Origin of the sequence: Achromobacter sp. Root83 (genome assembly GCF_001428845.1) — a bacterium.
Lineage (GTDB): Bacteria > Pseudomonadota > Gammaproteobacteria > Burkholderiales > Burkholderiaceae_B > Achromobacter.
This window is the reverse complement of the sequence record NZ_LMIU01000026.1, coordinates 80,306-102,236: the sequence shown is the minus strand read 5'-3', so window position 1 is coordinate 102,236 and position 21,931 is coordinate 80,306. Positions and strand designations below refer to the sequence as shown.

The following is a 21,931-nucleotide window of genomic DNA, read 5'->3' as shown; positions in this document are numbered from 1 at the left end:
CGCGGTTCCTAGTCGAAAACTGCCCGTAGGACAGATCCGACGCCACAGGCATGACCGCCTGCCCGAAATGTCACGTTTCCTGGTGCGACTAGGTTCGGACAATCGGCCGACCGGCAGCGGCCCTGACACTGAAGCACGGTCATGCGCAAGAAATGGCGCGGCACAAGTCGATTTCATGCTGAGATTGTCGCCTGGGGCGTACTTTGTCTCACTGTTGTCCCACTGTGGTCTCATGTGTGTCTAATTGATGTCTCACACATGTCCCATAGTTGTCTCATACGTGTCTCACACATGTCTCATAGTTGTCTCATCACCCAGCGCCCGACGACGCGAATGTCAGGAATCGGCGGAATGTATACGGCTGCATTCCGGGCAAACCCGCTGCCCGCGTGGCCTCTGGCGCTTTAGCGCGGTTTGTTGTCGGACAAAAGAAAACAACTCTGCGCAAGGAAAACCCAAAAAAATCAAAGAGATGACCGCACCCGGAGGGTGCGTAGTGTGTGGTGGCTTTAAGGGAACCGCCGCCGCCCTGGCGGCGGGGGCCTTAAGGGCACCTGTGAGCGTCCGGGGGACGCTCACGAAGTCCGAAGGACGGCCCCGCCGGCGCAGCCGGTGGGACTGGACGCCCCGACCCAAGACGCCGTGCACCCAAAGCAAAGGGCCGCCCCTAGGGCGGCCCTTTTGCTTTGGGAGATGGTTTACATCACCAGATGGTCTGAACGTGGGGGTAATCGCGAATCTTCAAGTCAGCAGATACCAGAGGCACCGAATGATGCCGCGCCGTGGCCACGATGATGCGGTCAGCCGGGTCCTTGTGGAATTCCCCGGGCAGGTCCACGGACTGAACAGAAATGCGCACATCCACTGGAACGAACCGAATTGCAGGAACTTGGGCAACCGTATCCAGCCACGCCTCTGCATCCATGGTCAAAGCCAGACGTCCGGCCTTGGCCAACATCGCCACCTCCCACGCGCTAATGGCCGAAACCATAATTTGTCCATCCTGCCCCTCAGCCTCAATGGCCTCGCGTGCGGCACGGCTCAACTGCGCATCCCCAGCCGCCCACCACACCAGCGCATGGGTGTCCAGCACGATCATTGCGCGGCCTCCCACTCATCTTCGCCGACCGGCGACAAGGGATCGTCAAACCGCAGGACGGAGCCGCGCAGCACATCCAACGGATTGCGCTTGGCCACTGCCCGATAGGGGCGGATTTCAAGTGCGGGCTTACCGTGGTCGGTCACGACAATGGACTCCCCGGTCGCTTCGACTTGCCGAAAAAGCTCAAGCGCACGCGCTTTGAACTCGGTCTTGGAAACTTGCTGGCTGTGCATGGTGCCCCCTAAAATGGTCATTGCATATGGTCATTTTAACAGCAAATGACTAGCTTGAATAGTCATTTTCGCTGCTTGCGTTGTACCCGCCCGGCGCAACCCCGGGGGGAGCCCCCCGGGCATGTCCTTATTCCTCCATTTCTCCCATCGGGTGTTCCACGGCCATTGCGACCTGAGGGGGTTGGACGCGCATCAGTTCAGGCACCCAGCCCTTCCCTTCGAGCAATTGCTCGGCTGCGGCTGCGGCCTGGGCCTTCTTCATTCCCAGCAACGGCTTCGCCTGCTCGGCATCGACCGCCTCTGTGACCACTGCCGCGATGCGGTCCTTGGACACTTGGGCAAGGTAAGCCTGCGGGGTCGGCTTCCACCACTTGCTCATGTCGAGATCAACGAGGCCCGACAAACGGTCGAGGTGCTTGGTTTCCGTGCCGTGCGCATTGCTGCGGCGGCGGTAGATCGTCAGACTCGTCAGCACGGCCAGCATGTCGAGAACATCGGCCTGGGACTGGTTCAGGAGCCAGGGCAGGACGGCGCTTTCATCTTCCGGCACGTCCTTCGTGACCGACCCAATCATTTCCTGCACGGCGGTCCAGGCCGCGCAGTCCTTGATATCGGGGTCCGTGTTCGCCAATTCATGTTGGGCCGACCGTGCCGAGAAATCGAACGTATCGCCGCTGGCGCTGCGCCGGTTCCAGTCCATATCGCCCAGCATCTGCTCCACCAGCAAGCACAGAGCCAATTGCGGGCGCATCATGACTTCGTATTGCAAGGCAATCACTCGTTGGGCTTGCAGGCGATTTGTCAGGGCTTCGGAATGCACCGGGCGCGTCTTTACCGGGGGCAAGTCCACGCCCGTCACCGTCTGGCCCTCTGCGTCGTTGCTGCGCGTGGCTTGCGACACGGCGTCGCGCTCGTCCTGGCGGATCAACCCGCGAGTGACGGTCAAGTCGCCTTGATAGTCCAGGTGCACAATCGCGCCGCACAGGGCCTTCAAGTCGGCCGGGTAGTCGTAAAGCTCGGCCCGAATTTCACGAATCTGCCCTTCATAGCCGCGAATCAAGCCCCGAATTTTGTCCAGGTCGGCCGCCTCCTGGCCTTCGGCCTCTTGCAATGCAGCCAGCTTTGTCCGCGCCGTTTCGATCTTCTTTTGCAGTCCGTCGATCTGCTTGGCCTGGGCCTTGCTGGGCTCCCGAAGGACGCGCTGAATCTCGCCGAAGGACTTTTTGTCGGCGTACTCGAACGACACGCGGCACTCCACCCACAACCAGCCTTCGGCCTGCACCGCCTTGAACAGCTTGGATCGCTGCATCTTGGCATCGGCCATGCTGCGCACCTTCTCCGGGTCGGTCAGATAGGCGTCGTTCTCGAAGAGGTCGCGGCGAACCTCGCCGCCCGCCTTCTCGTATGCGGCGACGGTCACGTACCGCGCCACGGGCGAATCGCCGCGCATTTCGGTTTCGGCCAGCAACTGGCGGATGTGGTAGTCCCGGTTCCAGGGTTGGCTCGCCGAAGCCTTCCATGCCGCCTCCTGGCGGGCATGGTCAGAGACGGAGGCCAGCGCCTGCATTTCGTCCATCTTGATTTTGCCGTCGCGGAACAACTGCATGAGCGTGGGCGACACGCTGCCCAGCGCCAGCAGCTTCTTGACCGCCGGTTCGGACGCGCCATGCGCGGCGGCGATGGCCGCAACCGTCCAGTTTTCGGCACGCAGCCGCGCATATCCCGCATACACGTCTGCCGGGTGCATCGCCTTGCGCCCGATGTTCTCGATCAAGCTCGCGTGGTAGGCAAACTCGCCTGGAATGATGAGGCAAGGGACCGGGTAGTCTGCGGGGAAAACACCGTCCGCGATCAGCAGGCCCAGGGCCGTCCAGCGCCGCCCGCCCGCGCACACTTCATAGGAACCGTCCGGCGCTGCAACCACAACGAGGTTTTGCAGCAACCCGCCCATCGCCTGGATGGTGGCTTTCAGTTCGAGAATCTCGGGGTCCTGCTTGCGGTCTTCCAGGCCACGGGCCTGATACGCCTCACTGAGGCGCAATTGCGAATGCGGGATTTCCATGCGCGTGGCTGCGGCGTGGACGGAGGCGAGTTCGTGGGAATCAAGTTTCATCAAAAATGCTCCAGGTCGATATCGAGATCAGTGCAGTTGCGCGGGAATTTCGGGCGCATCGAGCGCGGCGATGAGGGCGGTAAGCTGGCGCATCGTCATCGCGGGGATGCGAAAGCCCAGGCCCAGCAAGTGGGCGCGGCGCATGTCGTTTGCCAATCTGATAAAGTCGTGGTTCATCACGGTTCTCCTTTTGACGGGTGGGTCGAGGTGCAAGCCCCTATCGGTTGCAGCCGATCAGGGGCTTTTTCGTTTAATAGCCAAGCCAGTTCAGCAAGTCGCGCCCGCGATACAGCGGCTGATCGCCATGTTCGGCAAAGAAATCTTGGGCGTTTGCTTGGTGGTCGCGCAGTTGGAGCACCACCTGAAACCGGGTCAACACGGCTTCCTCTGCCGCGTCTCTTTCGCGCAATCCGTCCGCATCGACCAAGCCGGTATCCAGCAGGTCGGCCAACAGTTCGATGAGGTCGGGGCGATGGCCTGTCCAGGCGATCAACTCGTTTTCAACGGCGACGGTGACGACGGGTGCGAAGTCATAGCCTTTACGAGCCAGCGCGGGCGCGTAATCCATCGCGCTGCGCTCGGCGTATTGAAGGCCGCGCTGCGCCAAGGCGGCTTTAGTCAAGGCGCATTCAGCGCCACCCAGGACGGTGTAAAGGACGATAGCCATATCGGTCGTGTCCTGTTCTTGGGGTGCGTTCATGAAGCGTCTCCTTTCGTTGGGCGGTTGGTTTATCGCGGTGGTTACTGCGCGGTGGAGGCCAGCACCAGCTCGCCGGTGGACTTCTTGTGGAATTTCCAACCACCTCGCCATGCCTCGATCAGCACGGGCACGTCCTGCAGCAGTGCGGGCACATCGGCCTGCTCGTGGCCAGCCTCGCACTCTTCTTCGCCCAGGTTGAAGGCCATGTCCATTGCCCGCGACCACAGAACCTTGCAAGTCTCGGGGCCTTGATGCTCTTGCGACAGAATCCACTTATCGAGCACATCCACGCCGCGCCGATCTTGACGCGCCTGCGCACAGCGCAATGTCTCTTTAGCTGCGGCCAGAAGGTTGGCATTGAGCGCCGCGTGGTCAGTCATGGTCGTTTGCCCCAAAGAAAGAGGTAGTGCGTCACCCGATCCTGAAGAAGTCGTCCGATCGTAGGTTTGTTGGATTTGGTTGTTCATGGTGTTTCCCTCCGCGGTATTCGCATCCGTTCCTGTGAGGCCTGTCCGTGCCGTCCGTGGCCACGTAGTGACGACTGGAAAGGGCAGGAGCAGAGGCCGCACGCGGAGCGCAGCCGAAGGCGAGCACCGAACGGGTGAGCACCGGACCCTTGGAGGGAGGAGCGCAGTGGTACGGTCGGCGTTTTAGGACGGGGCTCGCGGGAATGGATGCATTGCGAGAGACAGGGCGGCGACACCAAAGCCAGGCGCGCGCCGAGCGCCCCTACCCGCGCGCAGCGCGGGTCAAGCTGGCCGCAAGGCGGCCCGCAAGCGGCAGCGCGCAGCGCCGGCAGGCGCGAAGGCGTGAGCCGACCGAAGGGAGGGACGGCTGGAAGCCCCACCGGGGGTGAGACTGGCGGGGTTGGCCAGGCTCAACGCGAAGCGCGAGAGCCCGACCCGCAGCCGAAGGCGTAGGGGCACGCCCAGGGGTGGACACTCCGTCCGAAAACGGCCCGCGCAGGCGTTCAGACCGAGCTGAAATCAACCGACTTAATGCTGAGAATCCGTCGAAGGCGGCATTGAAATGTTCAGCAGGCCCATGGCCTTATTTGCCCTATCCGTCGCTTGGCCGATGATTTCGTGCTGTCGAACGATGTAGTCGAACAGCGCTTTCGGACGATGTTCGGTCTCTACCAACGACTGATCGTTGATGATCTGGTTGCACATTTCCATGCACTCATCGCAGATCGTGATCCGGTTATCGCCATCTCGGGCGATCAGCTTTCGCACCTCGTACTGGGACTTATCGCAGAACGAGCAATGCAACTCTGGCGCCTGCTTTTTGGAACGGCGTCTTTTTTTCGGCTCATCCATCTCGGAACGGTACGTGGGTCGGGAAGGCCCGCAATCTAACACGAGCTGCGGCACGGCGGATTCGTGTTTTTCCTAGTAGCGCAGCGCAACCGGAGTGGCATTCTCGACTCTCCTGCATCCGATATCTTCAGTGAGGTGAATCGGTTTGGACGGCACCATCGTCATCAACGGCGTCCGAGCGGCGTACCGCACGCTACCAGCTCCTGACGGAAATGGGGTCACGGCCGAGGTGCGGTATTCGGCCACCGGACCCTGGTCGCACATCGGCGGCCCGTATAAGACCTTTGTGAACGAAGCCACAGCCAGGCGTGCGATCCAGAAGCAGGTCATTGCAGACTGGTGTAAACGCCCTACTCGGCCCGACGAGCGGTAGACATGCGCGCGGTCTCGCCGCCGACAGGAAAGCTGCGCCGGCCGGCAGGCCGGCGCCGATCTTCCTATTCCCGGCGATAGTGGTCCACCATGCCGGCCAGGTACGCGGCCTCCAGCGCCTCGCGCAACTGGCCTACGAACAGTTCGTGATAGACGAGCTGGGCGCGGCCTCGGCAATCCAGCGTCTCCAGGTTCAAAACGCGGCGCGCGATGTCCGCGATGGCGGCGGGAGCCGCCATGGCGAGTTCTACCATGGCCATGGACTCACTCCGTGTCCAAATCCGCCAGCACCTGGCGGGCGAGCTGGTTGAGGTCGATTTCCGACCGGGCAATGGCCTGCACCTCATCGAGCGGCAAGGATTCGATAATTCGCGCCATGCGCCGCTCGTTCTCGCGGGCGGCCAGCGCCGGCCAGGCGCTGTATCGGGCGATCGCCGCCAGGCCGTCCAAGTCGTGGTTTCCGTAGCCCTGCAAGAATGCGACCAGGCCACCCGTCATTGCATTTTCGTCCCGGCTCATGCTGCGATCCTTTCTTGGCGGGCGAGCTGCAAGCGCTGCGTTGCGGCTGCGTGATATTTCGGGTCCATTTCGATGCCGTAGAAGCGCCGGCCGACCTGGCGGGCGGCCACGCACGTCGAACCCGAGCCGGCGAAGGGATCCAGCACAATGTCCCGCGGCCGGCTGAAAGATTCGATCAGCGGCGCCAGGCATTCGACGGGCTTTTGCGTCGGATGGTGGCGGTTGCCGCTGTACTTCCATGGCATGACGTCCGGCAAGGGCTCGGCCGGCAGCGCCGGCTGGCCCTTGGCCAGCAAGTAGGCCGACTCGTGCTGATACGCCAGAAATCGCGCTTTGGATTGGTATTGCTTCGCAAAGACCAGGTGGCCGACGACGCGAAAGCCGGCCGCGCGCCAGGCGGCAAAGAATCGGTCTACCCGATTCCAGCCGTAGAACGAAATGCAGAAGGCGTCATCGCGAAGGACGCGGAACATCTGTGCGAACGCCGGCGCCAGCCATTCGTCGGTACGATCGTTGGCGATGCTCCGGCCGGAGCGGTCCACGTAGTTGACGAGGTATGGCGGATCGGTCAGAACCAAATCGACGCAGCGATCGGGCAAGGTGGGAAGAACGGACAGGCAATCGCCCAGGACAACACGACTCATAGTTGGCTCCTTGCGTGCAGCAATGTCAGCCGATCTGCATTGCACTGCACGGGGCAGGCGGGCGCAGCCCACGAAAGCGCGGTCAAGGGACGTGGAATAAATAGCGAACGCAGTGAGCGGTTTATGCCGCGAAAGCCCTTGAAGATGGGGCCGCGGCTACAAAGCCGCGCGCAGCGGCCCTAGCGTCCGTGCTGGAGTGGGATGCGACTGTATGCTCCGTGCAGTGCTTGCGGTTCTCCATGTGCCGAAGATGGCGCGTCGCCGGCGCGCCAGGCCCCGAGAGGGGCCATTGCAACCTCGCTAGAAGAGCGACATCTGGCCAGCGGCAGCCGCTTGGCGGATGGCTTTCGGAATGGCCTGCAGCGGCGCATCGATCTCGGCCGATCGACTGTCGGTCTTGGCCTGGTCGACGTGGATCTCGTCCATGTCCGCCGGCGCCTGCAGGAGCGCTCGAGCGCCCTCCTCCGCTTCGCGACGGCGAAGCCGCGCGCGCCAGCCGCCCAGGATGTGTGCGGGCGTCAACCATTGCTCTCGGCACTCGCCCGTGAGGCCGTTGCCATGAATCACCACGGCCGGCACGTGCAAGAGCGCCAGCTGGATGAACGTCATATGCACGCAGCGCTGATCGATGTCGATTGCAGTGGCGTGCATGCACTGTTGATAGTTCAGCTGCGCATCGTGCATCGCGTGCGCCGCCGCGATCAACATGCCGCCAGCGCCGCAGGCAGGTTCCAGTATGCGCACGAACCCCTGCGCGCCCGTCTTGTCGACAAGATCTTGGCCGTTGCCCATCATCATGTTGCCCATCAGGCGCGACACCTCGTACGGCGTGAAAAACTGGCCGGCGCCAGCGTTGCCCATATCCAGCATCATGAACGTGCTCCCGAGCACGTCGCCAAAATCTGCTGCCTGAACACGGACCTCGTAGGCCATGACCAGGTGCGAGAACGCTTGCACCAGCAGGTCCAGCTCGGCCCGCTCGTACTGAGCGATTACCTGCAGGTAGCGCTGCTCGCGCGTGTCGCGCTGCGCGAGATCGGCACGGGCCAACGCGATCGCGCAGATCTCCACCCAGTCGCTCCACACGCGGTCGATCCCACGCGTACGTGCGACCTGGCGGATGAGGCTAACGATTTCCTTCTGGTGGGCGTCGGCGTTGTTCAGGAAACGGCGTTGTTGTGCATTTGAGGTTTTGGCCATGTGGTCTCTCCGGTTGCCAGGGCGGGAATGCCCGGAACTTGAGAGGCACGGCGCAGCGCAGCGCTCAAGTGTCGAAGACGGCCGGCGGCCGCAAGCGGCTCGGGCGCTGCCCGGGGCGCGCCGCACTTGAACGCGAGAACGACGTGGCACCCTGACCGGGAAAGCAGACCCGCCACCCCGTATGGCTTTCCACGGTCCCACTTCAAAGCGCAGCCGTCTCCCTGCAGCGCCACTTAGCAGGGGCGGAGCCACGATGGCCTGATGACGCGCAGAAGAAAAAAGGCCCGCCGAAGCGGGCCGGGATGGCGTCAATCGATCGCCGCGAAGATGGCGTTTGCCTCGGCGTGTTCGCCGGCGAAGTCGCGCAGAGCGTGGTACTTCTCGGCCAGGTCGTCGCTACGGTATTGGCTGCACAGTTCGCAGAGGGCGTACAGCGTGGCCACGATGCCGGCGGCGTCAGCCGACATGTCCCGTTCGAAGCAATTCATCGGCCACACGATGCGAAGCTTGTCGTAGTCTGCGGGCGCCATGTAGAAGCCGTTGGGGATCTCGTAGTAGTGCCAAAAGCCGCCGCTGTATTCCTGCGACAGGCGATCCAGCCAGTTGTAGACGCTGATTTCTCCTCGCAACATCAGGCGACTACCGAACGCCTTCGGAAGAAAGTTCATGCGTTCGCCATCGGGAACCAGGCGTGCGACGGAAAGAGTGGCTTGGGTCATGTCGTGCTCCTCAGAAGTAGGGCCCGGCCGGGTGGCGGGACGGGAGCACTGGCGCCCTGCGGAACAAGCACCGGGGGCAAGGGGACGTGGAATATAAAGCGAGCGCAGCGAGCGGCTATATGCCGCGAAAGCCCCTTGCGCCTGGTGCGCGCAGGGCAAAGATGCGCCCAAGGCCTGACACCAGCGCCAGGCCCGGCGCTGCAGGTCAGGGCATGATGCCTTTCTCCGCGAACGAGACGATCCTGCTGCCGCCCACGACCAGGTGATCGAGTACGGTGGTGCCGACCAGCGCGAGCGCATCTTTGAGCTGCCGCGTGATGTTGACGTCGGCCCGGCTCGGCTCGGCGTGGCCGCTCGGATGATTGTGCGCCAGGATGACACTGGCCGCGTTGTGCGCCAGCGCCGCTTTGACGATCTCGCGCGGGTAAACCGCCGCGCTGCTCAAGCTTCCCCGGAACGGTTCGTCATATGCGATCAGCTCGGCGAGCGGGTTCAGGTACATGATGCCGAACACTTCGTGCTCAAGACTGAGGTTCAGCCGCAGCTGCAGGAACTCGCGCACGAGCTTTGGCGAATCCATGAGTTGGCCCCGCTGGATCTCCTGCAGGACGACCTCACGTGCCGCAGCGAGGATCTCTTTCGGCGCAGCCGGGCGCACCGCGCCAGCGGAATCCTGTACGAAGAGCGCGCCGGCGGCGTGATCGTTGGTATTGAACGTGATGGAATACTGCATTGCTGGATCTCCAGTGCCGGGCGGGATTGCCCGGCGATCCTGGGATACGCTGCAGCGGAGCGGTCAAGTGGCCCGCCGGCCCCTGGCCGCAAGCGGCGCCGGCGCTGCCGGCGTTGCGCAGCACTTGACGGCGAGAACAGCGTGTCACAATCGCCAAAGACGCAAGACTGCCCTCTCTCCGCTGGTGTTGACCTCCTGCCGTACACCACGCGCGCGCCTATACTGGCCAGACATCTGCATTCACAGAGGTGATCGATGTGCGGTCGAATCGTTCAGAAATCGGGCCCGCTGGACTACGTCGAGCGGATCTTCACCAACCAGAGCCAGATCTTCGCGGACCCAACGGGGCCGCGATTCAACATACCGCCGGGCACGCGCCCGCTCACTTTGCATCGCCTGGCCGAAGGCGCCGAGGCCATGGGCAGGCTGCCGTGGGGTTACAAGCGTCCAGACTCCAAACACTTCATGAGCAACGCAAAGCTGGAGACCATTCTGAAGAACGGATGGCCCTGGCGCTTTCTCATCGGAGCCGGCCGCATCCTGGTGCCGGCAGACGGCTGGTACGAATGGCCTGTGCTCGCGGACGGCACGAAGCAGCCGCACTATATCCACGGTGATGGCCCGCTCTATTTCGCGGCGTTGACGGCGTGGTCACCTGGCGAGCCGTTCGATGCCGCACACGGCTTTGCGATCGCGACCAACGACACGAAGGGTGGGATGGTGGACATCCACGCGAGGCGTCCGGTGGCATTGCCGCCCGCGATCGCGCAGCGTTGGGCCGATCCAGGAACGTCAACGGCCGATGCCCGCGATCTGCTCCACGAAGGCGTACCCGAGGACGCTTTCACCTGGCACCCGGTGCGGCAGGAAGTGGGCAATTCGAAGTATCAGCTGCCGGACGCCATCGAACCGATCTGACGGTCAAGACCGCGGCTGATGGTCAAACAGGGCGAGCGCGGCTTCAAATGACGCGCGCATGCCGATCAGCCGTCCCGTGTCTCCTCGGCTGTGCCATAGCTCGTGTTGGTAACGACCGTCGCCCCAAACGCGGCAAACGGTCCACCCAGGCGGTCCCGCCCAGTAGTAGTCATCCATACGCCGCCAATCTTCTGGGTTGCTCATGGCCGTGGCCTAGTGTTGCCCCTGGGAAATAGGGGCATATGGCGCGGATTCTAGGCTTGTTTATACTGTATGTCTATACAGTGGTACAGCATCATGCCGTTCAAGCCTCCGCTTCGCATAGCCCAGCTGCGCGCCATCCAGGACCGCCATCGTGGTCCGGACGGCAAGATCAGCGACGCAGATCTCCTGGCCCTCCTCCAGGAGGTCAAGCGCTACCGCTCGTTCATCTTGCGCACCAAGCAACTGTCCGGTGGATTCAAACGACCGTCCGGGGTGCTGGGGCCGGTCTACGACGAGTGGTTCGAGATACTGTCTGCAGAGCCGTGCGTTGCCGAGCAGGAGGAGATGGTCCGGGAGCTGCTGGAGGCGCCGGACAAACTACGCAAGGGAATGGGGCCGCGATAAGACCTCTCCGCCCGGTACAGGGGCACCATTGATTCGAACGACGTTTGATTGGCATACTGGACTCCCACAACTTTTGGAGGGCGAGGTCATGCTCGACGACATCCAGAAGATGGGCGCAGAGGCGGCCCGCAGGGGTTTGAGCCTCTTGGACTGCCCATACCTAAAGGCGCACGCGATGCCAGGTCACACCGGGGAACCTCCGGGCGAGTGGATCGAGCGAGTGAATGCCTGGGAAGAAGGCTGGAAGAGAGAGTCGGCGCAACGCGGGACCAAACGATCCGCCAGGCCGTTCGCAGTGTCCGTGGCCAGAAGGCGACCCGACATCCCCCTTCCGGCCGCTTGAACGGCCCACCGAACCAGCGCCCCGAATGGGGCGCTTTCGTTTGGGCGGATGTTCGCAGCGCGTTTAGCGGCTAAACACCAGCCTAGCGGTCGCGCAGAACATCCCCATGGTGTTTAGCTGCTAAACGATGCCGACTTGCCGCCCCGTAGGCACGCTAGTTGCTGCGACCTTGGGTCCAACACGAGAAGGAGGATTTCATGTCGGACGATCTGAAAAATCGAGGTGCGCAAGACCGGTCGCGTATCAACGTGAACGAGGCCCACGAGCTGCGTTACTGGACCAACGAGTTGGGCGTGAGTGACGAACAGTTGCGCAAGGCTGTGCAGGCCGTGGGCGTCTCAGCAACGGCGGTGCGAGAACATTTGAAGAAGCAGGCCGGCTCCAAGCGCTCTTGACTATCGTGGCGGGGCAAGACCGTGGGCAACGTCCGAAAATTTATCGTTTATCGGTCCTTGACTCATCACGAGCGGTTCGAGCTCCAGTTGGAGATGGGCGAAAACATGCGGCGCTGGACGGTAATCAACGGGATCCCGCTTGACGCGAAGGCGAGACGCATCGCGGTGGAGCAGCCGGCAGTTCCCTCGGTCGGACGGAAGCGTAGAGGACGTACTGCAGTATCACCGCTCTCCGGTGAACCGGTATCTGTATGGGACGCCGGAGAGTGGTACTTGGCGGGCGATGCAGGCGAATACGAGGCCGGTCATCTGAGATTTCGCCTACACGGCGCGCGCCTGCAGGGCCGCTGGGCCCTCGTGCGGATGTCTGGCAGCGGAGCCGTGGAACGGCCCCCTTGGCTACTCATCCTCACCTCCGTTCGTGACCGGCAGCGGAACTGAACCATGTCTACCCGACTTCGGAATGGGAAGGCCCGTGCAACCGGCCGCTCCGACAGCAGAGCAGCGCCCGCTGCATCAAAGCTTCCAGGCCTCGAGGCAGATCTGCCACCGTCCCTAAAGCCCCAGTTGGCCACATTGGTCGACGGCGTCCCGAGGCACGGAGATGATTGGCTGTACGAGGTCAAATTCGACGGATACCGGATGTTGACTAGGGTCGAGGGTTCCCGAGTTCGAATGTTCACCAGAAATGGCCACGACTGGAGCGCAAAGGTTCCACACCTGGTGGCGTCGATCCAGCAAATGCACGTTCCTTCCGCGTGGATCGATGGCGAAATCGTCGTACTGGCAGATAACGGTGTGCCAAGTTTCCAGGCGCTGCAGAACGCCTTTGATGGAAAACGCACGTCGAACATCATCTACTACGCCTTCGACCTTCCTTACATCGCGGGGCGGGATATTCGCGGCGAGCCACTGCGCTTACGTCGTGAGCTGCTCGCCCAGCTGATCGCGGCGGGCCAGGACGATCACATTCGTTTTAGCGAAGCATTCAGCGCTTCTCCTGCGGACCTGGTCGCATCCGCATGCCGCATGGGACTCGAGGGCATCATGGCCAAGCGCCAATCGGCCCGCTACGTCTCGAGTCGCACGGACGATTGGGTCAAGATCAAATGCGCCCAGCGGCAAGAGTTCGTCATCGTGGGATACACGGCGCCAAAGGGCGGCCGCGTCGGGTTCGGCGCCCTTCTGCTCGGCGTCTACGAGGCGGCGGGAGGTCTGCGGTATGCCGGCAGCGTGGGCACGGGTTTTGACGACCGTGGTCTCCTGGATCTTCACAAAAAGCTCACCGCGTGGAACCAGAAGGCAACGCCTCTCAGCGCCGGAAAGCCGAAGTCGTTGCGGGACGTGCAGTGGGTAGCGCCAGTCCTTGTCTGCGAGGTGTCGTTCGCAGAATGGACCGAGGGCGGGCATGTCCGGCACGCGACCTTCCGCGGCCTTCGAACGGACAAGCCAGCACCTGCGATTATCAGGGAACGGGCATTGCCGGCCAGCTCGGTCGAACCGAAGACCAAGCCACCTGCGCCGGCACCGTCAACGCCGGCCCAGCGGCCACCATCCACGCGAACAAAGTCTGGCAAGCTATCCAATCCGGATCGCGTCATCGACCCGTCGACAGGCCTGACGAAGCTGGACCTCGCACGCTACTACGGCCTGGTGGCGCCCCTGCTCGTGACGCACTTGAAGGCCCGGCCTGTCTCCTTCGTGCGTGCGCCGGGCGGCATTCAAGGACAGCTCTTCTTCCAAAAGCACCTTGACGCCCCGATCCCGGGCGTTACCGCCTTACCAGAAGGGCTTCATCCTGGCCACCCCGCCCTGCTCGAAGTGCCCACGCCAGCCGCAGTCATGTCGGCCGCGCAGATGAACGTGATCGAATTTCACACGTGGAACGCTGTGAAGAACGCGATCGAGAAGCCCGACAGGCTGATCCTGGACCTGGATCCCGGTGAAGGTGTGTCCTGGCCAGCAGTTCAGCAGGCTGCGCAGCTGGTGCGCGTCCTCCTGCACGGACTCGGCCTGGAGGGGTGGCTGAAGACCAGTGGTGGAAAGGGTCTCCACGTGGTGGTGCCGTTGCGAAAGCAATACGACTGGAACGTTGTAAAAGGCTTTTCGGCTGCCATGGTGCGCCACCTAGCCAGGACACTCCCCCAGCTTTTCGTCGCCAAGAGCGGCCCAAGTAATCGCGTGGGCAAGATCTTCGTGGACTATCTCCGCAACGGCTTCGGCGCCACCACCGCCGCCGCCTGGTCGGCACGGGCTAGACCCGGGTTGGGCGTATCTGTCCCATTGTCTTGGGATGAGCTGGGCGACGTCACTGGTGGCGCGCAATGGACGATTTCAAACATCCAGAATCGGCTTGACGTGGCCAACTCACCGTGGGGCGACTACACGCCCCAAACGATCAGCAAGGCGATGAATGCGATCGGCTACAGCCCGGAGCGGACAAAGGGTTAGCCCGCCTTCAGAACGCCCCTGCTGCATCATTAGCACTGCTGTTTTGAGGTTCTGTATCTAATGGTTGGCAGATGGGAGCCGGTGGGTATGTGGGTGAAACTCGGGAAGCCGGTGGGCACACCCTGTGGTCAAGCGCGTGGTCAGGCGGAGCCTGTCCACCGTTTGTCCATCAGCGGTTGTCCATGGGCCGAGCGCAGCGAGCCGAGTGGTCGCGCAGCGATCATCCACATATCCACGGGGTCGGATAGCGACGGTGCAATCAACCGGCCACTACACGGCAGCGTCCAAATTTTGAACAATTGCGAATTGTGGGCCTTGCCCCTTGTGCAACATGGATCAGAACAGGCCGGTAAAATATTCGGACCCACGGTTTGCGGGCCAGCGATGGCTCTTAAGTCCCACGCGAACATAGGTCCGAAAATGGCACGACATACGCACCAACCACCGGCAGCTGGGGCTCATCAGCCTGCACCGGCTCACCTAGCGGAAATGCTTGATAGCCTTAGCGACGGATTCATGTCGATAGACAAGTCCTGGCGCTTCACTTACCTGAACAACACCGCCGAGCGCTATTTGCAACAGGAGCGACAAAACCTCCTCGGACGCGAAATCTGGCAGTGTTACCCGGACTTGGTGAACTCCGGCTATTACAGAATCTACCGGCACACAGCGGCCACAGGACGTCCCGGCTGCCACACTGGCTATTACGCCCCGCTACGCACTTGGTTTGAAGCGCGCTCATTTCGCCACGATGAGGGTATTACGGTGCTTTTTCGCGACGTCACGCGCGAACACGAGCACGCTGCCCAACTGGAATTTGAAGCGAGTCACGATTATCTGACGGGGTTGGCGAATCGACGCAGTTGCATGGAAGCTCTGTCTCGTGCAGTCGCTGGCGCTGCCTTGCCAAGCACGCCGAATGACGTCTCTGTCGCGGTGCTGTTTATCGACTTGGACCATCTGAAGGAAGTCAACGACGCGTTCGGCCATGCTGCCGGTGACGCACTGCTGCGTAATTTTTCGGTAAGGCTTACCGAAAGTCTCGGACCTGCTTTTTTTGCTGCGCGCGTAGGCGGCGACGAGTTTGTTCTACTGTTGCGCAACACCACGAATAGCGCGGCAGAAGCATGCGCATTTGCGGTGCTCAACGCGCTCGCGATGCCGTTCGAAATAAGCGGTCGAGCGATCTCTCTGTCCGCCAGCATTGGTATCGCGCTAATGGGAGAAGACCCCGAAACCGCCGAGACGTTGCTGAGTCAGGCCGATACGGCCATGTACGCGGCCAAGTCGGCTGGCGGGCTTCAAGTACGCACGTATGACGTGATTCTGGACCGGGGCGTGCGCAACCGTGTCGCGTTGCGCTCCGATCTCCGCGCGGCATTTGCGCAGAACCAGTTCGAACTTCATTTCCAGGCCCAGATTTCTCTCGTGGATGCCACCCTGATCGGTGCCGAGGCGCTTCTTCGCTGGCGTCATCCCGAGCGAGGCTTGCTGACGCCTGACGCATTCTTGGCGCTGTTGCTTGAGTCCCCCTATGAGGGCGTACTTGTCGATTGGCTGCTCAATGCGGTTTGCCTGCATATCGCCGCTTGGCAAAAGATGGGCGTCACCGTACCGCGAATCAGCCTGAACCTATCGGCTCGGCAACTACTCGATATGGGGCTGGCAGATCGAATTCACCATGCCGTCCGGAAACACGGCATCTCCGCCGCCATGCTCGATGTCGAAATCACGGAAGACTGCCTAGTAAGCGACATCGAAATGGCGACTTCAGTTCTCGCCACGATGAAACAAGCCGGACTATCCACGTCGCTCGACGACTTCGGTGCGGGATACTCAAGTTTGAGCTATCTCGTCCGACTACCTGTGGACACGCTCAAGATCGACAAGTCCTTTGTCCGCGGGCTGGCAACGTCAGAGAAGGCTTCGGCGGTAATTCGAGGCATCGTCGGTCTCGCTCGTTCGCTCGGCATGAAAACAATCGCCGAAGGGGTCGAGCACCAACATCAGGCCGATGAGTTAAAGGACGCGGGCTGCGACGCCATCCAGGGTTATCTGGTCAGCCGGCCGCTTAGCGCAGAAGCCTTTGTAGAGTTTGTGCGACGAAGGTGACAGCAGAGGGCCATTGAATTGGCCGCGAAACTTCAGTTAGCGGCATGCACGTCGCAGAGGATGTCCGCTCTCGGCCAGGAGCGGACGTTGAAGAACGCCAGAATTACGGATGCGCTCTTGCCTCAGTGGCACAAAAGCGGCATACGTTAACGCGATATTGATCCTCATTCGATGTCCTCAACAAACTCAGTGTCAACGCCATCATAGGTATCTTGAAACACTAGCTCGTCCACCCTTGGGACAGGCTCCGATGCCGGTTGAATCAAAGTCTGGCTCTTGAGGATGCTGGTGTTGAAGTAGCGCTGGCAATCCATCACACCATTGATAAGAAGCCAATGAGTTGCTTCTGGAAATAGCGCCGGGTTGATCGGATACCTCGCGTTTGGGTTGTGGAACACCTCGATCTCCGCCGTCCAAGGTTCGTAGCCGTAGGGCTTCCACAACTGACGATACTCGTCGCTGTTTACGTACATGCTGAATGGGATACCGCGCAGTGCCCCCGGGGTGTCATCTGCGAACTCACCAATCCTCACATAGCGGTAGTTGCCACTGTTTCCACCGGCGGAAATGGGTACGCGGCTCAACTTGGCCAAAGTAGCTGCATTCGAAAAGATAACCGCCGACAACTCCTGGCCTTCGGGCAAAAAGAACAAGCCGGCATGAATATCGGGATCTCCCGGGAGAAAATTGACTGCTTCAGCTACAGCGACCATCCTCTTGTCGCCCCTTATTTCCCGGGCATACACCCCGTAGAGATAGGCGATAAGAGCCTCACGGCTCCACATCATGGATCCTGGGGAATGGAAGTCCGCTATTGCGATCAAAAACGGTTTGCCAACCACATGTGCCATGTTGCTGTAGCCCTTGCTCAACTTGTTTCGCAGGGTTCTGGCATAACGTTCTGCCGCCACTCCCAGCACGCGTTCGCGTCGATCTAGAGGAAACGGAGCTGTGCCTGCATGGGCATGGTCGTATGGCACCGGAGGATTAGCAGTTACCGCTTCGACCCAAGCCTCGCCACCCTTGCGATTGGCGACGTGGAAGTCTGGCGATGAGTGGTCCTGGGTAACCAACAGACCCTGCTCTCGGAAGCTAGCCAGAAGCTGAGCTTCCCATAACCGAGTGTGGAAATTATTAGTCCGACAGTCGCTGGCCCAGTTAGGGTCTGGATTCGGCATGGCGAGATACAACTGGTTGAGCATCCAGGCTCCACGCTCTCGACAGGGATGTGCGAGCAGTTTGAAAATGCCGCTGGGTTCATTACCCTTGGCATCCGCTAGTGGCGCCCGTCTACGGACACCCGACGGTACGGGAACACGTCTAGCGGGCTCGTCGCATGCCTGACGAATAATCGCCATCGCATCTTCTTGCCTGAAGGCACCCGTTTCTCTACGCAACACTACCCATACATCGTCCTCTCGGCGCCGCATGACAAGAACACCGTGCTTTTTGCTATGCTGGTTCTGGGTCAACACACCGACAGTGAGCCAGCCGCTACCAATCCACGCATTTACTGGAGGCTCGTCGCCAAAACTAAGTCCTTTCGGCAGCGACAAGGCAAATACATCAAACATATAGGGATGAAGTGGGTTCATAACTCACAGTCGCTTCGGGCTGGCCTACAAGCCACCATCTTTGGTGCGGGAAAGTATGAATGGTATCTGTCATCCTACTGAGCCGAGGTTCTTACAAGTGCTTGGCGGCCGCTTCGGGTCGCATGACGACCTACGGCCAGAACCCGTCGTTGCCACCCTGTAAATTTGACTGTTGTGACGGCGTAGCCCTATCCGGCCACGGCGGCGGCTGGCGAATCGGTCATGCAGCGGAAGGGCACACTTCAATTTCATCTAGAACCCGCTTGAACCGCTTGGGCAGGATGTCGGAGCGGTACAGCTTCGGCTTGGAGCATTTGCAGCTGTGGTCGCATGCGCACTGCTGACGGTTCAGATCAGCGCAGCGTGTGCGCGGCAGCGATCAGCATCGCTGCCGGTGAAACGCATGCACGATCCAATACGCGGGGAATTCGTGCGCATTCGCCGTGGCGACCGGTTCTCGGACATTCCCGAGCTGATCGCACTCAGCTCCCCCAGTCGCTCCGGCTGGGGAGACCTGGCCCCGCAAGCTGCCCCGGCGTTCCGGGGTGCCGGGCCGAGGCCTCAGAAGCGCCAGCGGCCGAATATGAAAAGGACGTTACCTGTGCCGCTTGAACCTGGGATGTAGGTGGCATAGAGCATGGCTCCCTTGTAGCTCGCGCTGACCAGTGGCAGGATGCCGGGGAAAGGTACATAACCCATGATGTCCTGGCGCGCGGTCAGGAATACGGTATAGCCCGCGCCCAGTCGGAAGTTCTCGCTGACCTGGCCGATTTTCAGGAAGCCATAGCCCGCGGCGGGTTGGACCTTGCTGTGTGAGTCCAGAAAGGCCATGGCGTACAGGCCCTGCCAATCACCGTCTTCGTCGTAGATGCTGCGACCGTATCCGCCGCCCCAGGCTAATTCGTTAAAGCCGTTGATTTGTTCTTTGCTGTACGTGGCGCGGTTGTGCCACGTATATCCGCTGATGTAGAGGTCGTTTCCGCCTTCGGTCCAGATCTGGTCAAGCCGGTTGCAGGCGGACCGCGCCCACGAGGGCATGCTGTCGCAAGACTGCGCAGGGGCCGCGAAAACCGAGAGCAGTACAAACAGTATCGCTACCCGGAGCCTTGCGGTCATTGCGGTCATTGCGGCCGTCGAGGAGAAATGACGGGTCCAGTACTGTAATGGGACAGTCCTTAATTTCCCGGTCATATCGACGTTCCCATTACGGCTGAAAAAAACCTAGCCATTGAGTCTGTAAAGCGTATAGCGCCGACTTTTATACATCTCCACCAATCGGGCTCTAACGCTTACTGCTATTGAAGACTCCTTTTTTTTTGGGATGGCGACGATAGCCGATTCACCCTTCTGCAAGATCAGATTTTCCAGCTCGCCCAGGGCGATAAGTTCGGCTTTGCCGTCCGAGTAGAAGCGTGCCGAGAAAGGTCGGCTGTCCACAAAATAGAGCTTTTTGCCATCGCTCATTTGAGATCGGGCGACAGCCACCAATTCCTTCTCGGTCATCAGTGTGGTGGGCGCCGTAAGCGAGATCACCCCGAGACTAACTGCCACTATCGGCACCAGTACCGCCGCCCCGATCAAAATCCGACTCAAGGACGGTGCAATGCCTGCGGGAAAAAACGCTTGCGCGTATATCGAAATAAGTAGTGCAAGCGCAGGCAAGCTTGGCAACACATACGTCCAAAGTATGTTTCCCGAGAAGGTGAAGAAGACGGGAGCAGCAATGGCCCACAGTGCCAGGTATCCGACGACAGGAGCTTTATAAACCTCGAATGCCTTGGACCTGCGTGATGCGCTGGCACCGATCCAAACAGCCAGCAGGCCCCCCATAATTCCCCACGGCAAGGATGCCAGCAGCCACTGCCCCCAGATACTGCCCAAGGCGCTCTTGTGCGCCGTCCCATACAGATCTCCCTGCCAGCCCGCATCCACGAATCGCAGGAAGTGCTCACCCACTAAAAAATACTGGAGAAACCCGGGGGTCTTTATCTCTGCGCAGAGGTACCAGGGAACCGTCAGCACGAGCATGACCAGCGTACCGGTGAACCACGGAAGAACGGTCAGATGCACCGTGCGCTCGCGGTAGATGGCCAGCCAAGGTATTACGACCAACCCAACGAGGACAAGCGTCAGGGGCCCTTTCGACAGCAGACCAATCGCCAAGCCTATGAAGAAGCCATAGCGCCAGAACTTGGTAGGCGTCGTTGGCGCAACAATGAACGCCAACATTGAATAGGTGATTCCTAGCGCAAAGAACGGATCTGTCAACACTGCGCCGGCCGCGACCTGCGGTAGAAGCATGGTAGAGAGCATGAGCGTGGCCCATCGCGCTGTCTCTCGACCGAAAAGGAGGTTGGCCGCGCGGTAAAGCAAGGCTGCCAGCGCGGCAATGGCAAGGAATGACGGCAATCGAACTGCGAACTCCGACTCCCCCAGGATTCGCATCCCCAGGGCTTGACTCCAGAACGATAGCGGCGGCTTACCCCAGAAGGGCACTCCGGGTTCAAACCAGGGCGTTATCCAATCGCCGGTTTCGACCATAAGACGGGCGATCTCAGCGTATCTCGGCTCTGAGGGATCCATCAGCGGCACTGCCGCCATTGAAAACAGCCGAGCGATGACGATGCCTGCCAGCCCCCAGAAAAACCAGTTAGCCTTCAACTGCATTTTTTTCTCGGAATGGGGCGCAATGCGAGTGGGTCTCAGTGGCGTAATCGAGCACGTCGCGTACGACGAAGACTGGACGCTGTTTGCTTTCCAAGTACCCCTTGCCTACGTATTCGCCCAATAGGCCGATAGTCAAAAGCTGAATTCCGCTCAGCAATGTAATCATGGCCATCAGTGACGGATAGCCCGGTACGTCATCACCGAACATCATGGTTTTGAAGATAATCCAAAACCCAAATGTGGCGCCTGCCAATGCCACAACGGCGCCTATCCCCGTCGCCCACCGCAACGGTGCGGTTGAGAAGGAGGTGATTCCTTCAAGGGCGAGCCCGAACAGGGCGAAGTAGTTCCATTTTGTCTTGCCGGCAGCCCTGGGCGCGCGGTCATAGTCGATGACTTTGGTCGGGAATCCGATCCAGGAATACAGACCTTTCATATATCGGCACCGCTCCGGCATTTGAAGCAGGGCCTCTACCGTTCTGCGACTCATAAGGCGGAAGTCACCGGTGTCGGCGGGTATCCGCGAACGGCTCATACGACTCAGGATTCGATAGAACGCATACGCAGACAACCGCTTCGCGGCACCCTCCCCCTCGCGCTTGCGTCGTCGCATGGAGACGATGTCGAAGCCGTCGCGCCAAGCCCGTACCATATCCGGAATCAGCTCAGGAGGATCTTGCAGGTCGGCATCCAACATAATCACGGCCTCACCGCGGGCATGCGCCAACCCTGCGCTCATCGCAGCTTCTTTTCCGAAGTTTCTGCTCAGGCGCACGACTCGCACCCTGGGATCCCGTCGAATCAGCGCAGCCACGAGCTCCACGCTGTTGTCCGTGCTTCCATCATCCACGAACACGATTTCGTAGGGTTGGGCCAGCCCTCCAAGAATCCCTTTCAGCTTCGCATAACAGACGGGCAAGACGTCCTGTTCGTTCAAGAACGGGACGACAACCGAGATCTGAATTGTGCTTACCGCTTTCTTGACGGCTTCAGACGGACTTGGTAGCGATGTGATCACAGTATGACCCCGTTCGATATCGAAGGACTGCCGACCTACAGAAGCTCACCACCATACTCGTCGAACGTGTGTGCAAGCTCGGAAGCGCTCCTGCCGCAGCATTCCCACGACCGTTGGCGCCTATTCGCTATATATCCGCATTTGATCTCTCGTCTGGAGGATGGCTCGA

The 21,931-nt window shown here is 60.7% G+C and carries 24 protein-coding genes; 7 read left to right on the top strand and 17 right to left on the bottom strand.

Features of this window, described 5'->3' with window-relative positions:
* Nucleotides 1–703: 703 nt before the first annotated feature.
* From ASE30_RS25865 to ASE30_RS25815, 13 genes are all read right to left on the bottom strand, one after another.
* Nucleotides 704–1,099 carry a type II toxin-antitoxin system VapC family toxin gene (locus ASE30_RS25865; protein ID WP_057287142.1) on the bottom strand — a complete coding sequence of 132 codons (396 nt, stop codon included), beginning with the start codon at nucleotides 1,097–1,099 and terminating at the stop codon, nucleotides 704–706.
* Nucleotides 1,096–1,335 carry a type II toxin-antitoxin system Phd/YefM family antitoxin gene (locus tag ASE30_RS25860; protein WP_057287141.1) on the bottom strand — a complete coding sequence of 80 codons (240 nt, stop codon included), beginning with the start codon at nucleotides 1,333–1,335 and terminating at the stop codon, nucleotides 1,096–1,098. Before ASE30_RS25860 ends, ASE30_RS25865 begins: the two co-directional genes overlap by 4 nt.
* A gap of 127 nt (nucleotides 1,336–1,462) precedes the next feature.
* Nucleotides 1,463–3,448 (bottom strand): ParB/RepB/Spo0J family partition protein, encoded by a 1,986-nt coding sequence (locus ASE30_RS25855; RefSeq protein WP_057287140.1) that lies wholly within the window; start codon nucleotides 3,446–3,448, stop codon nucleotides 1,463–1,465.
* A 27-nt stretch (nucleotides 3,449–3,475) separates the two neighbouring features.
* The gene (locus tag ASE30_RS29310; RefSeq protein WP_200964484.1) at nucleotides 3,476–3,625 is read right to left on the bottom strand and encodes a hypothetical protein; all 150 of its coding nucleotides are present in this window, start codon (nucleotides 3,623–3,625) and stop codon (nucleotides 3,476–3,478) included.
* Between the two features lie 73 nt (nucleotides 3,626–3,698).
* A complete protein-coding gene (locus ASE30_RS25850; RefSeq protein ID WP_057287139.1) occupies nucleotides 3,699–4,148 on the bottom strand; it encodes a hypothetical protein in 450 nt (149 codons plus the stop codon).
* A gap of 41 nt (nucleotides 4,149–4,189) precedes the next feature.
* Nucleotides 4,190–4,615: a hypothetical protein gene (locus tag ASE30_RS29105; protein ID WP_156407771.1), complete on the bottom strand. Its 426-nt coding sequence runs from the start codon at nucleotides 4,613–4,615 to the stop codon at nucleotides 4,190–4,192.
* Between the two features lie 528 nt (nucleotides 4,616–5,143).
* Nucleotides 5,144–5,521 carry a ClpX C4-type zinc finger protein gene (locus ASE30_RS29990; protein WP_369819377.1) on the bottom strand — a complete coding sequence of 126 codons (378 nt, stop codon included), beginning with the start codon at nucleotides 5,519–5,521 and terminating at the stop codon, nucleotides 5,144–5,146.
* A gap of 383 nt (nucleotides 5,522–5,904) precedes the next feature.
* On the bottom strand, nucleotides 5,905–6,099 hold the full coding sequence (locus ASE30_RS25840) for a hypothetical protein (protein ID WP_057287137.1): 195 nt from the start codon (nucleotides 6,097–6,099) through the stop codon (nucleotides 5,905–5,907).
* A 4-nt stretch (nucleotides 6,100–6,103) separates the two neighbouring features.
* Nucleotides 6,104–6,358, bottom strand: coding sequence for a hypothetical protein (locus ASE30_RS25835; RefSeq protein ID WP_057287136.1), 255 nt, complete (start codon nucleotides 6,356–6,358; stop codon nucleotides 6,104–6,106).
* The gene (locus tag ASE30_RS25830; RefSeq protein WP_057287135.1) at nucleotides 6,355–7,002 is read right to left on the bottom strand and encodes a DNA methyltransferase; all 648 of its coding nucleotides are present in this window, start codon (nucleotides 7,000–7,002) and stop codon (nucleotides 6,355–6,357) included. The genes ASE30_RS25835 and ASE30_RS25830 overlap by 4 nt, the downstream gene beginning before the upstream one ends.
* 300 nt (nucleotides 7,003–7,302) lie before the next feature.
* Complete coding sequence (locus ASE30_RS25825) at nucleotides 7,303–8,202, bottom strand: N-6 DNA methylase (RefSeq protein ID WP_057287134.1); 900 nt, start codon at nucleotides 8,200–8,202, stop codon at nucleotides 7,303–7,305.
* A 308-nt stretch (nucleotides 8,203–8,510) separates the two neighbouring features.
* A complete protein-coding gene (locus tag ASE30_RS25820; RefSeq protein ID WP_057287133.1) occupies nucleotides 8,511–8,921 on the bottom strand; it encodes an antirestriction protein in 411 nt (136 codons plus the stop codon).
* A gap of 205 nt (nucleotides 8,922–9,126) precedes the next feature.
* A complete protein-coding gene (locus tag ASE30_RS25815) occupies nucleotides 9,127–9,654 on the bottom strand; it encodes a JAB domain-containing protein (RefSeq protein ID WP_057287132.1) in 528 nt (175 codons plus the stop codon).
* Nucleotides 9,655–9,909: 255 nt separating this feature from the next.
* On the opposite strand from ASE30_RS25815, the gene ASE30_RS25810 reads away from it, so the two are divergent.
* The 7 genes from ASE30_RS25810 to ASE30_RS25785 all read left to right on the top strand — a co-directional run bounded on the left by ASE30_RS25810 (nucleotide 9,910) and on the right by ASE30_RS25785 (nucleotide 16,482).
* Nucleotides 9,910–10,572: an SOS response-associated peptidase gene (locus ASE30_RS25810; RefSeq protein ID WP_057287131.1), complete on the top strand. Its 663-nt coding sequence runs from the start codon at nucleotides 9,910–9,912 to the stop codon at nucleotides 10,570–10,572.
* A 297-nt stretch (nucleotides 10,573–10,869) separates the two neighbouring features.
* A complete protein-coding gene (locus ASE30_RS25805) occupies nucleotides 10,870–11,181 on the top strand; it encodes a hypothetical protein (protein WP_057287240.1) in 312 nt (103 codons plus the stop codon).
* 88 nt (nucleotides 11,182–11,269) lie between these two features.
* Complete coding sequence (locus tag ASE30_RS29830) at nucleotides 11,270–11,524, top strand: CrpP-related protein (protein WP_304438830.1); 255 nt, start codon at nucleotides 11,270–11,272, stop codon at nucleotides 11,522–11,524.
* 197 nt (nucleotides 11,525–11,721) lie between these two features.
* Nucleotides 11,722–11,919: a DUF3606 domain-containing protein gene (locus ASE30_RS25795; RefSeq protein WP_057287239.1), complete on the top strand. Its 198-nt coding sequence runs from the start codon at nucleotides 11,722–11,724 to the stop codon at nucleotides 11,917–11,919.
* 21 nt (nucleotides 11,920–11,940) lie between these two features.
* Complete coding sequence (locus tag ASE30_RS29985) at nucleotides 11,941–12,360, top strand: DNA polymerase ligase N-terminal domain-containing protein (RefSeq protein ID WP_369819376.1); 420 nt, start codon at nucleotides 11,941–11,943, stop codon at nucleotides 12,358–12,360.
* Nucleotides 12,361–12,363: 3 nt separating this feature from the next.
* The gene (gene ligD / locus ASE30_RS25790; RefSeq protein WP_369819375.1) at nucleotides 12,364–14,370 is read left to right on the top strand and encodes a DNA ligase D; all 2,007 of its coding nucleotides are present in this window, start codon (nucleotides 12,364–12,366) and stop codon (nucleotides 14,368–14,370) included.
* A gap of 384 nt (nucleotides 14,371–14,754) precedes the next feature.
* Entirely contained in the window at nucleotides 14,755–16,482 is a 1,728-nt protein-coding gene (locus ASE30_RS25785; protein ID WP_369819374.1) for an EAL domain-containing protein, read from the top strand.
* A 164-nt stretch (nucleotides 16,483–16,646) separates the two neighbouring features.
* On the opposite strand, the gene ASE30_RS25780 is transcribed toward ASE30_RS25785, so the two are convergent.
* The 4 genes from ASE30_RS25780 to ASE30_RS25765 all read right to left on the bottom strand — a co-directional run bounded on the left by ASE30_RS25780 (nucleotide 16,647) and on the right by ASE30_RS25765 (nucleotide 21,762).
* Nucleotides 16,647–18,077 (bottom strand): hypothetical protein, encoded by a 1,431-nt coding sequence (locus ASE30_RS25780; protein WP_057287127.1) that lies wholly within the window; start codon nucleotides 18,075–18,077, stop codon nucleotides 16,647–16,649.
* A 561-nt stretch (nucleotides 18,078–18,638) separates the two neighbouring features.
* Nucleotides 18,639–19,193 carry a lipid IV(A) palmitoyltransferase PagP gene (gene pagP, locus ASE30_RS25775; RefSeq protein WP_057287126.1) on the bottom strand — a complete coding sequence of 185 codons (555 nt, stop codon included), beginning with the start codon at nucleotides 19,191–19,193 and terminating at the stop codon, nucleotides 18,639–18,641.
* Nucleotides 19,194–19,298: 105 nt separating this feature from the next.
* Nucleotides 19,299–20,744, bottom strand: coding sequence for a glycosyltransferase family 39 protein (locus tag ASE30_RS25770; RefSeq protein ID WP_057287125.1), 1,446 nt, complete (start codon nucleotides 20,742–20,744; stop codon nucleotides 19,299–19,301).
* Nucleotides 20,728–21,762, bottom strand: a complete 1,035-nt coding sequence (locus ASE30_RS25765; RefSeq protein WP_369819373.1) for a glycosyltransferase — start codon at nucleotides 21,760–21,762, stop codon at nucleotides 20,728–20,730. The genes ASE30_RS25770 and ASE30_RS25765 overlap by 17 nt, the downstream gene beginning before the upstream one ends.
* Nucleotides 21,763–21,931: the final 169 nt, after the last annotated feature.

What these genes read in the sequence shown, in the direction of transcription:
- ASE30_RS25865 (WP_057287142.1), bottom strand. Translation starts at nt 1,099, where the DNA reads ATGATCGTGCTGGACACCCATGCGCTGGTGTGGTGGGCGGCTGGGGAT.
- ASE30_RS25860 (WP_057287141.1), bottom strand. Translation starts at nt 1,335, where the DNA reads ATGCACAGCCAGCAAGTTTCCAAGACCGAGTTCAAAGCGCGTGCGCTT.
- ASE30_RS25855 (WP_057287140.1), bottom strand. Translation starts at nt 3,448, where the DNA reads ATGAAACTTGATTCCCACGAACTCGCCTCCGTCCACGCCGCAGCCACG.
- ASE30_RS29310 (WP_200964484.1), bottom strand. Translation starts at nt 3,625, where the DNA reads ATGAACCACGACTTTATCAGATTGGCAAACGACATGCGCCGCGCCCAC.
- ASE30_RS25850 (WP_057287139.1), bottom strand. Translation starts at nt 4,148, where the DNA reads ATGAACGCACCCCAAGAACAGGACACGACCGATATGGCTATCGTCCTT.
- ASE30_RS29105 (WP_156407771.1), bottom strand. Translation starts at nt 4,615, where the DNA reads ATGAACAACCAAATCCAACAAACCTACGATCGGACGACTTCTTCAGGA.
- ASE30_RS25840 (WP_057287137.1), bottom strand. Translation starts at nt 6,099, where the DNA reads ATGGCCATGGTAGAACTCGCCATGGCGGCTCCCGCCGCCATCGCGGAC.
- ASE30_RS25835 (WP_057287136.1), bottom strand. Translation starts at nt 6,358, where the DNA reads ATGAGCCGGGACGAAAATGCAATGACGGGTGGCCTGGTCGCATTCTTG.
- ASE30_RS25830 (WP_057287135.1), bottom strand. Translation starts at nt 7,002, where the DNA reads ATGAGTCGTGTTGTCCTGGGCGATTGCCTGTCCGTTCTTCCCACCTTG.
- ASE30_RS25825 (WP_057287134.1), bottom strand. Translation starts at nt 8,202, where the DNA reads ATGGCCAAAACCTCAAATGCACAACAACGCCGTTTCCTGAACAACGCC.
- ASE30_RS25820 (WP_057287133.1), bottom strand. Translation starts at nt 8,921, where the DNA reads ATGACCCAAGCCACTCTTTCCGTCGCACGCCTGGTTCCCGATGGCGAA.
- ASE30_RS25815 (WP_057287132.1), bottom strand. Translation starts at nt 9,654, where the DNA reads ATGCAGTATTCCATCACGTTCAATACCAACGATCACGCCGCCGGCGCG.
- ASE30_RS25810 (WP_057287131.1), top strand. Translation starts at nt 9,910, where the DNA reads ATGTGCGGTCGAATCGTTCAGAAATCGGGCCCGCTGGACTACGTCGAG.
- ASE30_RS25805 (WP_057287240.1), top strand. Translation starts at nt 10,870, where the DNA reads ATGCCGTTCAAGCCTCCGCTTCGCATAGCCCAGCTGCGCGCCATCCAG.
- ASE30_RS29830 (WP_304438830.1), top strand. Translation starts at nt 11,270, where the DNA reads ATGCTCGACGACATCCAGAAGATGGGCGCAGAGGCGGCCCGCAGGGGT.
- ASE30_RS25795 (WP_057287239.1), top strand. Translation starts at nt 11,722, where the DNA reads ATGTCGGACGATCTGAAAAATCGAGGTGCGCAAGACCGGTCGCGTATC.
- ligD (WP_369819375.1), top strand. Translation starts at nt 12,364, where the DNA reads ATGTCTACCCGACTTCGGAATGGGAAGGCCCGTGCAACCGGCCGCTCC.
- ASE30_RS25785 (WP_369819374.1), top strand. Translation starts at nt 14,755, where the DNA reads ATGGCTCTTAAGTCCCACGCGAACATAGGTCCGAAAATGGCACGACAT.
- ASE30_RS25780 (WP_057287127.1), bottom strand. Translation starts at nt 18,077, where the DNA reads ATGAACCCACTTCATCCCTATATGTTTGATGTATTTGCCTTGTCGCTG.
- pagP (WP_057287126.1), bottom strand. Translation starts at nt 19,193, where the DNA reads ATGACCGCAAGGCTCCGGGTAGCGATACTGTTTGTACTGCTCTCGGTT.
- ASE30_RS25770 (WP_057287125.1), bottom strand. Translation starts at nt 20,744, where the DNA reads ATGCAGTTGAAGGCTAACTGGTTTTTCTGGGGGCTGGCAGGCATCGTC.